Origin of the sequence: Streptomyces sp. MnatMP-M17 (genome assembly GCF_900091995.1) — a bacterium.
In the GTDB taxonomy this organism is placed as follows: Bacteria; Actinomycetota; Actinomycetes; order Streptomycetales; family Streptomycetaceae; genus Streptomyces.
In genome coordinates this window covers 1-10756 of the sequence record NZ_FMDK01000125.1, presented here as the reverse complement: position 1 = coordinate 10756, position 10756 = coordinate 1, and the positions used below count along the sequence as shown (strand labels likewise).

General features: G+C 70.8%; 10 protein-coding genes and 1 pseudogene. 4 read left to right on the top strand and 7 right to left on the bottom strand.

Annotated features, from left to right (window positions below; all coding sequences use genetic code 11):
• Positions 1-735: 735 nt before the first annotated feature.
• The 3 genes and pseudogenes from GA0115259_RS38870 to GA0115259_RS06740 all read right to left on the bottom strand — a co-directional run.
• Positions 736-858: pseudogene (locus GA0115259_RS38870) on the bottom strand (PTS transporter subunit EIIB); the annotation flags it as partial.
• Positions 859-870: 12 nt separating this feature from the next.
• Positions 871-1830: an N-acetylmuramic acid 6-phosphate etherase gene (gene murQ, locus GA0115259_RS06745; RefSeq protein WP_093592278.1), complete on the bottom strand. Its 960-nt coding sequence runs from the start codon at positions 1828-1830 to the stop codon at positions 871-873.
• Between the two features lie 72 nt (positions 1831-1902).
• The gene (locus GA0115259_RS06740) at positions 1903-2826 is read right to left on the bottom strand and encodes a MurR/RpiR family transcriptional regulator (protein ID WP_093592275.1); all 924 of its coding nucleotides are present in this window, start codon (positions 2824-2826) and stop codon (positions 1903-1905) included.
• Positions 2827-2889: 63 nt separating this feature from the next.
• On the opposite strand from GA0115259_RS06740, the gene GA0115259_RS06735 reads away from it, so the two are divergent.
• On the top strand, positions 2890-3396 hold the full coding sequence (locus GA0115259_RS06735; protein WP_202449731.1) for a hypothetical protein: 507 nt from the start codon (positions 2890-2892) through the stop codon (positions 3394-3396).
• Positions 3393-3686, top strand: a complete 294-nt coding sequence (locus tag GA0115259_RS06730) for a DUF4031 domain-containing protein (RefSeq protein ID WP_093592272.1) — start codon at positions 3393-3395, stop codon at positions 3684-3686. Before GA0115259_RS06735 ends, GA0115259_RS06730 begins: the two co-directional genes overlap by 4 nt.
• Here GA0115259_RS06730 and GA0115259_RS06725 read toward each other — a convergent pair.
• Positions 3683-4384, bottom strand: coding sequence for a TetR family transcriptional regulator (locus tag GA0115259_RS06725; RefSeq protein ID WP_176732458.1), 702 nt, complete (start codon positions 4382-4384; stop codon positions 3683-3685). The genes GA0115259_RS06730 and GA0115259_RS06725 overlap by 4 nt on opposite strands.
• 122 nt (positions 4385-4506) lie before the next feature.
• Here GA0115259_RS06725 and GA0115259_RS06720 point away from each other — a divergent pair, with 122 nt between their 5' ends.
• A complete protein-coding gene (locus GA0115259_RS06720) occupies positions 4507-5487 on the top strand; it encodes a quinone oxidoreductase family protein (RefSeq protein WP_093592269.1) in 981 nt (326 codons plus the stop codon).
• Positions 5488-5513: 26 nt separating this feature from the next.
• Here the strand turns inward: GA0115259_RS06720 and GA0115259_RS06715 are convergent, their stop codons facing one another.
• The 3 genes from GA0115259_RS06715 to GA0115259_RS06705 all read right to left on the bottom strand — a co-directional run bounded on the left by GA0115259_RS06715 (position 5514) and on the right by GA0115259_RS06705 (position 9910).
• Entirely contained in the window at positions 5514-6749 is a 1236-nt protein-coding gene (locus GA0115259_RS06715) for a Cmx/CmrA family chloramphenicol efflux MFS transporter (RefSeq protein ID WP_093592284.1), read from the bottom strand.
• Between the two features lie 119 nt (positions 6750-6868).
• A complete protein-coding gene (locus GA0115259_RS06710; protein ID WP_093592265.1) occupies positions 6869-7525 on the bottom strand; it encodes an HD domain-containing protein in 657 nt (218 codons plus the stop codon).
• A gap of 87 nt (positions 7526-7612) precedes the next feature.
• Positions 7613-9910 (bottom strand): heavy metal translocating P-type ATPase, encoded by a 2298-nt coding sequence (locus tag GA0115259_RS06705; RefSeq protein WP_093592262.1) that lies wholly within the window; start codon positions 9908-9910, stop codon positions 7613-7615.
• 301 nt (positions 9911-10211) lie between these two features.
• Between GA0115259_RS06705 and GA0115259_RS06700 the strand changes: the two genes are divergently transcribed.
• Positions 10212-10756: copper homeostasis protein CutC (locus tag GA0115259_RS06700; RefSeq protein WP_107469143.1), on the top strand; the 545-nt coding region annotated here is incomplete at its 3' end.

The window sequence follows — 10756 nt, the reverse complement described above, 5'->3', positions numbered from 1 at the left end:
CCTGCCGGAGTCTGACGCGCTGGCCAGGCGGCGCCGGTTCGTGGAGATGCTGGACGCGGGTGTGTTCCGTGATCTTGGGGACCCGGAAGTGATGGCCGGCGCGTATTCCACCCAACAGGTGAAAGAAGGCCGGATTCACGCAATTCGGTGTGATGCGCCGTAAGACTCTGTGTCTCCGGAGGAGACAGGACGACATGGCGCTCATCTGCCCACACTGCAAGGCCGCGGAGGCCATCGCCTACGTGGAGAACGAGGACGGAAAGACCCTTTTTCCCTGCCTCGCCTGCGAACTGCCGCCGGGCCCCGGACCTACGAACACGACGTCGTGCGTTACGGCGCCCTGCGCCACACAGGGCTGTGGCGGAGAGATCGAGGACCACTATCGGTACGGGGCCGCCGGCCGCGTACTCGCGGTGTATCGCCAGGCATGCGGGCAGTGCGGGTCATCCAGGACAGGAGGCGGCGATGCCGCAGATCCAAGAAGTCGTGCCATGCCCCAGCCCCGACTGTGACGGATCACGATCCGTGGGAAGCAGCCCTTGCCACAAGTGCGGGAACTAGCAAGGTGAGCCGTGGTCGCACAACGGCCAGGGCTCCTCGACAACGCCTGGACGGCGCCTCCGTGGGGTGCCGTCCTTTGGCGGGTGGTCAGGCTCGTGCCGGGTGCGGGTGCGGGTGCGGGTGCGGGTGCGGGGCCGGGTGCGGTGGGGGCTGAGGTGGCTCCGTAGCCGTACCGCGCGTCATGCAGTGGGCGACGGACGTGACGTTCCCGGTGCCGCCGACGAGCGGGAGGATCGCCTCGGCCGTGGCGCGGTTCTTGTCCGTGTAGGCCGGTTCTGCGGGTGGTGTTCGTGCCATGGCGCGGGTCTTTCAGCTGGTGCGGGCGGCCTTCAGCGCGGTGCGCAAGTGGCCCTGGGAGTCGGCGAGGAGCGCGGCGGCGGTGGGGCCGTCGACGGAGCCGAGGATGGTGAGGATCGCGTTCTTCACCTCGCCGTCGGTGGCGGCGAGCGCGGTCTCGATGCGCTCGTCGGAGGCGCCGGTGGCGAGCGAGACGATACGGCGGGAGCGTGCGCGCAGCTTCTCGTTGGAGGCGCGGACGTCGACCATGAGGTTCCCGTAGGTCTTGCCGAGCCGGATCATGGTGATCGTCGAGAGCATGTTGAGGACAAGCTTCTGTGCCGTACCGGCCTTGAGGCGGGTGGAGCCGGTGATCAGCTCCGGACCGACGACGACCTCGATGCCGTGCTCGGCGGCGGCGGCGAGCGCGCTGCCCGCGTTGCAGGAGAGACCGATGGTGAGCGCGCCGAGGGAGCGGGCGTGTTCGACCGCGCCGATCGCGTACGGAGTGCGGCCGGAGGCGGAGATGCCGACGACCGTGTCGGTGGCGGTGAGCTTGGTGGCGGTGAGGTCGGCGGCGGCCAGTTCCTTGGAGTCCTCGGCGCCTTCCACGGAGGTGACCATGGCGCCGGGACCGCCCGCGATCAAGCCTATGACCTCGTCCGCGTCGGTGTTGAAGGTGGGCGGGCACTCGCTGGCGTCGAGGACGCCGAGGCGTCCTGCCGTACCGGCGCCCGCGTAGATCAGCCGGCCGCCGCGGGCCATGCGCTCGGCGATGGCGTCGATGGCGGCGGCGATCAGGGGGAGCTGGGCGGCGACGGCGGCCGGGACGGTGGTGTCCTCGCCGTTCATGAGCCGGGCGATGTCGAGAGTGGGCAGTGTGTCGATCTCCGCCAGCTCGGGACGGAAGGCCTCGGTGGTGAGGGTGTCGAGCTGCGCGCGGAGTTCGCCGTACTGGCCGTGCCGGCCGTGCTGGTCCTGCTGGGAGGTCATCAGGGAACTGCTCTTTCTGCGTGGTGAGAGTGTCCGGGTGCGGGTGCCCTTGCGAGTCGCCGTGTGGGCTGGTCAGCGGCTTGTGCTGCGCGGGCTGTGCCGGTGCGCGAGCGCCTCGTACGACGCGGAGAGCGCGGGCGCCGCCGTCTCGTACGTACGCTGGGCGACGCCTATGAACAGGCAGTCGACCACCAGGAGCTGGCTCGTACGGCTGGACATGGCGGCCGGGCGCAGCTCGCTCTCCCGGGCGGTGGAGGTCGTCAGCACGTGGTCGGCGTACTGCGAGACGGGACCGTCCGGGCGGCCGGTGATCGCGACCGTCGTCGCGCCGTGGTCGAAGGCGGCACGGAGCGGTTCGATGACATCGCCGGTGGAGCCGGAGTGGGTGATCGCGATGGCCACGTCGCCGGAGCGGAGCTGGACGGCGTTGGTGACGGCGAGATGCGGGTCCGAGTGGGCGTGGGCGATCAGACCGATACGCAGCAGCTTCTGCGCGAGGTCCATGCCGACGAGGGAGGAGGCGCCGACGCCGTAGATGTCGATGCGCCGGGCCGCCGCCGCTGCTGTGACGACGGCGCCGAGCTGGACGGTGTCGAGCGCGGCGGCGGTGTCGGCGAGAGTCTGCTGTTCGTCGTAGGCGAGCTTGGCGACGACGTCGGCGATCGGATCGTCCACGGCTATGTCGGCCGTGACGGCCGGCGCGCGGCCGGACTGCTGCTGGGCGGCGAGGCCGGCGAGGGCGAGGCGCAGATCGCGGTAGCCGGGATAGCCGAGGAGCCGGGCGGTGCGGACGACGGTGGCCTCGCTCGTGCCGGTCAGCTCGGCGAGACCGGTGACCGTGAGCGCGGCGCAGCCGGCCGGATCGCCCGCCACGGCCTCGGCGACGAGCTGCATGGAGCGGGTCATCGTGGGCGCGAGCGTCCGTACCTTGGCGGCGAGCGCGGCGGGTGCGGGTGGGGGCTCGACGCTGAAAATTTCCTTCACATCTTGGGTCACCTTTGAAAGATATTTTCGGATTTGGCCGGTCGTCAAGCCCCGGTTATCCGTGACAATGGCGGAATGAGCGACCCCGACATCGAAGTGGATCCGCTGGAGCGCGTGCTGCACTCCGCGCGTGCGCTGGTGCTGGCCGATCTGATCGCGGGCGATGTGGCGCGCGCCGAGGTCGTGTCCCTGGTGGAGGAGTCGGTGTCGCACCGGCGCTGGTGGGTCGAGCAGTGGCCCGAGGGTGCCGCGTATGTGGCGGGACTGGTCGCCCAGGACGTGCAGGACGCGCTGATGGAACGGTACGGCCGCTGGCCGCTCTGTCCAGTCTGCGCGGAGACCGAGGGTGTGGAGACCGACGGCGTGGAGTCCGAGCCGCACGCCCTGGACGTGGAACCGGAGCTGGGGCCCGATCCGCACTGGGTCTGCGGGAAGGCGGGCGTGGTGATCGCGGCGGTGGGATCGCTGGGATCGGTGCTCGGGCCGCCGGATGACTCGGACGGCCCCGGCGGTTCGGGTGACTCAGGTGGGCCCGGCGGGCCAGGTGGCCCAGGCGCCTCCGGCGAGTCGGGCGCCTCGTGACCGTCTACATAGATCCGCCGACCTGGCCGGGACACGGCCGTATGTGGTCCCACCTGGTCAGCGACGTCTCGTTCGACGAACTCCACACCTTCGCGGCCACGGTCGGCTGCCCGCGCCGCGCCTTCGAACGCGACCACTACGACGTCCCGTCGGACCGTTACGGCGACGTGGTACGCGCGGGCGCGGTGGAGATCGGCTCCAAGGAACTCGTACGCAGACTCACAGAGGCGGGGCTGAGGCGCCCCAAGGGCCGCCCGGCCCCGCCGATGCCGACGCCTCGGACGCCCTAGTTCGCGTCTGCCGGAGCCGTTGCCTCGGCCGGAGCCGTTGCCTCGGCCGGAGCCGTTGTCCCGGCGAGTCCGACCGCGGTCGCTTCGAGAAGGAAGCCGAGTTTCGGCGCGAAGTCGAGGGCGACATGGCCCCAGCGCGGTACCTGCTCGTACAGGGCGGCGAGCGTCGGAGTCGGGTGTGACACCTGCCAGAGGCCGGCCGCGAGCATGAGTGCCGTGGCCAGCAGGCCCTCGATCTGCTCGACCGTCATGCTGCTCGCGCGATCCAGTGTGCTCGCGATCTCGTCGTGAGCGGCGAAGGAATTGGTCTTGTAGCGGCGGGCCCGTTCGATGTCGACGTCGCCTTCGAGGGACAGCGGGACATGCGTCAACAGGTCGCAGAAGACAGGCAGCGAGGCGAGAGTCCCGGCGACCACCGCCGCGATCTGCCTGGGCCCGAGCCCGGTGCGATCGCCGACCTCGTCCTCGATCGCGTCGCGCCACCGGCCCCAGCCGCGCTCGGCCAGTTCGAGGAGCAGCTCCTCCTTGCTGGCGTAGTAGCGCCGTACGCCGGTGCGGTGCAGGCCCGCGCGTTCGGTGACCGGCGCCAGAGTGATGTGCCGCACGCCGCCGAGCTCCAGGGCGAGCGCCTCGGCCGCTGCCAGCAGGTCTTCGGAGCGACGTGTCTTGTCCTCGATCGATCGGGCTCTGCGGTGCATACCGAAACTCTAACGCTCGCGAGGTGCGCTACTCCGCCGCTCATGCTACGTTCGCCGCACGCCTTAACGCATCATGAGGTGCGTTAAGGCGTTCGGATGAGCGCGAAAGAAGAGGAATGATCATGAAAGCTGTTCACGTCACACGATTCGGCGACCCGAGTGTGCTGGGCGTCGTAGATCTGCCCGATCCGGAACCCGGGCCCGGGCAGGTCGCGATCGACGTCACCCACGCGGCTGTCGGGCTCATCGACGTCTTCTTCCGCCAAGGGCTGTTCAAGGACCGGGAGGGACTGCCTCAGCCGCCGTTCGTTCCCGGTCTTGAGGTCGCGGGCACCGTACGCGCGCTCGGCGACGGCGTAACCGGCTTCGCGGTCGGCGAGAAGGTGGTGACGCTCTCCGCCACCGGCACGGGAGGGTATGCCTCGGTGCTCATCAGCGACCAGGCCTTCGTCATATCCACGGAGGGCTACGGCATCGATCCCGCCCTCGCTGCCGCGGTCGTCCCCAATGCGGCGATGGCCCACCTCGCGCTCACCGGCGTCGCCCGCATGACCGCAGGGGAGAGCATCCTCGTCCACGGCGCCCTGGGCGGTTTCGCATCCGCTTTTCCCGGCATCGCGCGGCAACTCGGTGCGTCACGGGTGGTCGGTTCGGTCCGTACGAGCAAGCTGGAGGCGGCCTCCGCCACCAGACTGCCGTACGACGAGATCGTCGACTCCGCCGAGTTGCCCGACGCCCTCCACGGCCAGACGTTCGACGTCATCATCGATCCGGTGGGCGGCGCGGTCCGCACCCGGAGCCTTGATCTGCTGGCACCGTCCGGCCGTCTCCTGCTGGTCGGCAACGCCGGTGGCGACTGGGGCAACGTCGTCGACAGCAACCGGCTCTGGTTGAGCAGTGCCACCGTCTCCGGCTTCTCGGCGGGCTCCTACGTCCCGACGCACATGGAGGAACTCCGGCCCGCGGCCGAGGCCGCGCTGAGGGCGGTCGCGGACGGCCTGGCCGAGACCGAGGTCGACGTACTCCCGCTGGCCGACGCCGTGACCGCGCACGAGCGGATGGAGACCCGCTCGCTCAACGGCCGCATTGTTCTCACACCTTGAGCGACGACACACCTTGAGCGACGACTTCATGCCTCGACGGACGACGCCTCGGCCGCGGACGGCTGAGGTGTGGGCGAGCCCGTCACCGTGGGCGAGCCCGCTACCACTCGGCTGGTCGCCTTGTGGTGGAAGCGCAGGGATACGGCCGTCAGCGCGATCGCGACCACCGCCATCGCCGCGCCCGCCCAGGCCGTCGAGGCGAAGCCGAGGTCCGCGTCGATGACCGTGCCGCCGAGCCAAGGGCCGCCGGTGTTGCCCAGGTTGAAGGCGGCCGTGGTGGTGGCGCCCGCGAGGGTGGGGGCCGCGGCGGCGATGTTGAACATACGGGCGTTCAGGGCCGGTGCCGTGTAGAACGCCGAGACGCCGAGGAGGAAGGTCAGCGTGACCACGGCGACCGGATTCGACGCGGTGAGCGCCATCAGGACCAGCAGCACCGTCGAGGCGGTGATACCGCTGAGCATCACACCGAAGAGATGCGCGTCCGCGTACCGGCCGCCCAGCGCCGTACCCACCAGCGCGCCGACGCCGAAGAGCCCGAGCACACTCGGCACCCAGCCGCTGTCCAGCCCGGCCACATCCGTGAGCAGCGGCGCGAGATACGAGAACGCGCAGAAGACACCGCCCGCCGAGAGCGCGGTGACGGTGATGGAGAGCCAGACCTGACGGTCGCGGTAGATGGTCAGCTCCCGCTTGAGCCGCGGCCTCTCGGCCGGTACCGGGATACGCGGGATCAGCGTCATGACACCGACCAGGGCGACCGCCGAGGCCGCGCCGACGGCCCAGAACGCCGAGCGCCAGCCCAGGCGTTCGCCGAGGAACGCGCCGGCCGGTACGCCGAGTACGTTGGCGATGGACAGGCCGCCGATCATCACGGCCATGGCGCGGGCGCGCGCGTCGAGCGGGACCATCGCGATGGCGACGGCCGCGCCGACCGCCCAGAATCCGGCGCACGCGAAGGCGCTGACCACCCGGGACGCGAAGAGCACCTCGTACGTCGGCGCCAGCGCGCCCGCGACCTGGCCGAGGCCGAAGACGGAGATCAGGGCGATGAGCGTGGTACGGCGAGGCAGCCGCAGGGTCGCCACGGCGAGCAGCGGAGCGCCGATCACCATGCCGATCGCGAAGGCGGATATGAGGAGTCCGGCGGTGGGGATGGATACGTTCATGTCGTCGGCGAGCGGCGGCAGCAGGCCGGAGAGCATGAACTCACTGGTGCCGAGGGCGAAGACCGCGAGGCCGAGGATGTAGACGGCGAGCGGCATACCGGGGCGTCGGGCGGTGGAGTCGGGCACGACAGGTGCTAACGCGGGTATCGGACGTTACATTCCCGCCCGTATTCCTGCCCGCGTACTTCCCGTCCGCGTACCTTCCCAGCCCGCACTCACGCCCGAAGCGCCGCCAGTTCGGTGGCGAGGTTGTGGCGAGCGCGGTGCTCCCATTCCCGTACGCCGTAGGGAGTACGGAACAGGCCCGGCAGCGCGAGCAGTTGCTCCAGTACGGCCGCCCGGCCCGCGCGGAAGTCCGCGTCCGGGACGAATCCGTACTCCTCCCGGACCGCGGCCTGGTACGCGGCGTACGCGTCCGGCGCCGAGGCCAGGATCGCGAGGTCGGCGTCGCAGAGGACGGCGCCGTTGCGGTCGTCCGGCCCGGCGGCATGGGTGGTGGTGAGACGGACGAGCCGGGCGACCTCGCGCGTACGGTCGTCGCTCAAACCTGCCTCGGGCAGGGCGCGTTCGGCGAGACGGGCGGAGCGCTCCTCGTTCTCGGAGCGGTCGGGACGGTACACGGCGTCGTGGAACCAGGCGGCGAGGCGTACGACGTCCGGGTCGTCGGCGTACTCGGCGAGTGTGTCGATGTGGTCGAGGACGGCGAGCAGATGAGCGGTGGTGTGGTAGCGGCGCTGAGGCTCGGCCCAGCGGGCGAGGAGGTCGTCGGCGTATACGTACGGGTCGTCCAGGCTGTCACTCAGGGCGAGGAGCGTGGTGGCGAAGCGACTGCGCGGATCGCGGAGGTCGCGGGGATCAGAGGCGGCGGGCATGGGACGACCATAGGGCCGGGCCCGGAACGGATTCGTCCCGGGCCCGGCCGCCCGTGCAGTGCTCGTACACAGCGGGCTCCACAGCCGCTACGACGCCTTGAAGCCGCGCAGCCGCAGCGAGTTGCCCACCACGAAGACCGACGAGAAGGCCATGGCGGCCCCGGCGATCATCGGGTTCAGCAGCCCGGCGGCGGCGAGCGGGATGGCGGCCACGTTGTAGGCGAAGGCCCAGAAGAGATTGACGCGGATGGTGGTGAGGGTACGGCGGGCCAGCCGGATCGCGTCGGCGGTCGCGCGCAGGTCGCCGCGGACGAGAGTGAGATCGCCGGCCTCTATCGCGGCGTCGGTGCCGGTGCCCATGGCGAGGCCGAGGTCGGCCTGGGCGAGCGCCGCGGCGTCGTTGACGCCGTCGCCGACCATGGCGACGGAACGGCCCTCCGCCTGGAGCTTCTTGATGACGTCGACCTTGTCCTCGGGCATGACCTCGGCGATGACCTGGTCCGGATCGATACCGACCTCGGCGGCGACGGAGGCGGCGACGGCCTTGTTGTCGCCGGTGAGCAGGATCGGTGTCAGACCGAGGGCACGGAGACGGCGTACGGCTTCGGGGCTGGTCTCCTTGACGGCGTCGGCGACTTCGAGGACGGCGCGTGCCTCACCGTCCCACGCCACCGCGATGGCGGTGCGGCCCGCCGCCTCGGCCTCGGCCCTCCTGCGCTCCAGGTCGGCCGGGAGACGGATCTCCCGGTCGGCGAGGAGCTGGGCGCGGCCGACGAGGACGGTGTGGCCGTCGACACTGCCCTGGACGCCGAGGCCTGGGACGTTGGTGAAGTCCTCCGGGACAGGGAGGCTGCCTGTGCGTTCGACGGCGCCCGCGGCGACGGCGCGGGCGACGGGATGCTCGGAGGCGTGCTCCAGGGCGCCGGCGAGACGCAGCACCTCGGCTTCGTCGGTGGTCGGGGCCGTATGCGTGGCCAGCAGCGTCATCTTCCCGGTGGTGACCGTGCCGGTCTTGTCGAGGACGATCGTGTCGGCGCGGCGAGTCGATTCGAGGACCTCCGGGCCCTTGATCAGGATGCCGAGCTGCGCGCCGCGTCCGGTGCCGACCAGAAGGGCGGTCGGTGTGGCCAGGCCCAGGGCGCACGGGCAGGCGATGATCAGTACGGCGACGGCGGCGGTGAAGGCGGCCGTCAGCCCGGAGCCGCTGCCGAGCCAGACGGCGAGCGTGGCCAGCGCGAGGCCGATGACGACAGGGACGAAGACGGCGGAGATACGGTCGGCGAGCCGCTGGGCGGCGGCCTTGCCGTTCTGCGCGTCCTCCACCAGCCGGGCCATCCGGGCGAGCTGGGTGTCCGCGCCGATACGGGTGGCTTCGACCACGAGCCGGCCGCCCGCGTTGAGCGTGGCGCCGGTCACCGTGTCGCCGACGGACACCTCGACGGGCACGGACTCGCCCGTGAGCATCGACGCGTCGATGGCGGAGGAGCCTTCCACGACGGTGCCGTCCGTCGCGATCTTCTCGCCGGGCCGTACGAGGAAACGGTCGCCGAGCCGGAGCCGGGCCGTGGGCACGGTGGTCTCACGGCCGTCCCGCAGGACGGTGACCTCCTTGGCGCCGAGCTCCAGCAGCGCCCGCAGGGCCGCGCCGGCCTTCCGCTTGGAGCGCGCCTCGAAGTAGCGCCCGGCGAGGATGAAGGCGGTCACGCCGGCCGCGGCTTCGAGGTAGATGTTCCCGGTGCCGTCGGTGCGGCTGATGGTCAGCTCGAAGGGATGAGTCATCCCGGGCATGCCCGCCATACCGAAGAACAGCGCCCACAGCGACCACAGGAATGCGGCCGACGTGCCGACCGAGATGAGCGTGTCCATGGTGGCGGCGCCGTGGCGGGCATTGGTGAAGGCGGCGCGGTGGAAGGGCCAGCCGGCGTAGGTGACGACCGGCGCGGCGAGAGTGAGGGAGAGCCACTGCCAGTAGTCGAACTGGAGGGCAGGGATCATGGCCATCGCGACGACCGGTACGGAGAGGACGACGGCGGTGATCAGCCGCTCGCGCAGGGAGCGCAGCTCGGCGTCCTTGGCGGCGTCTTCGGCGGTCTGCGGGCGGTGGCCGCCAGGCGTGGGTTCCGTAGGGGCCGGTTCCGCTGCCGCGGGCGCGGGTTCCCGTGCCGTATAGCCGGTGGCTTCGACGGTGGCGATCAGGTCCTGTACGGCGATGTCCGCACCGCGGTAGGAGACCTTGGCCTTCTCGGTGGCGTAGTTGACGGTGGCCGCGACACCGTCCATGCGGTTGAGCTTCTTCTCGATACGGGCGGCACAGGAGGCGCAGGTCATACCGCCGATGGTGAGCTCGACTTCGGCGGGTGCGCCGGTGGTTCCGGCGAGGCTCATTGCTGACGGCTCCTTGGTGGTCGACCGGTAGGGCACATGATACTCATCGTACCCCCTGGGGGTATTGCTATCTCCAGGTATACCTCCCGCCCGCATGGAGTTCAAGGTACCCATGGGGGGTATCTTCCGGGGCGTCTGCCGAACAGCTCCGGACGTCCGTCCCGAGGTGCGGCCGAGGTGCGGCCATGTTGCGGCAGTGATTCACGGTACGGGTGCGCCGGTGCGCCGGGCTCTCGCTCCCCTTAGGCTGGACATTGGACTAGACCTATAGCCCGACATCCTCCCCGATGAATGAGGTCTCATGAGCAAGCGTGCAGTCCTGGAGGTGATCGCCCTCGATGCGGAGGACGCGGTCGCAGCCCGGAGCGGAGGTGCGGACCGCCTCGAACTCGTCACCGACATGGCGGCGGACGGGCTGACTCCGCCCCGCGAGACCTTCGCGGAGATCCGTGCCGCGGTCGACATCCCGCTCCGGGTGATGCTGCGGCTGGCCGACGGCTTCACGGTGGGCGAACCGGGCGGGCCGGGCGATGTGGACGCGCTGGTGGCGGCGGCGCGCGGACTGCGGGCGGAGGGAGCGGAGGAGTTCGTCTTCGGCTTCCTGGACGCGGACGGCATGCCGGATCTGGCGACGGTGGAGCGGCTGCTCGCGGAGCTGGACGGCTGCCGCTGGACCTTCCACCGGGCGATCGACCGTGCGGCGGACCGGGACGCGCTGCGCAAGCAGCTCGCGGACCTGCCGGGCCTGGACACATACCTCACCGCCGGTTCGGCCGCGGGCGTGGACCAGGGCCTGCCCACCCTCCTCGCCGAGGCAGGCGCCGCCGGCCGCGGCGAGGAGGGCTA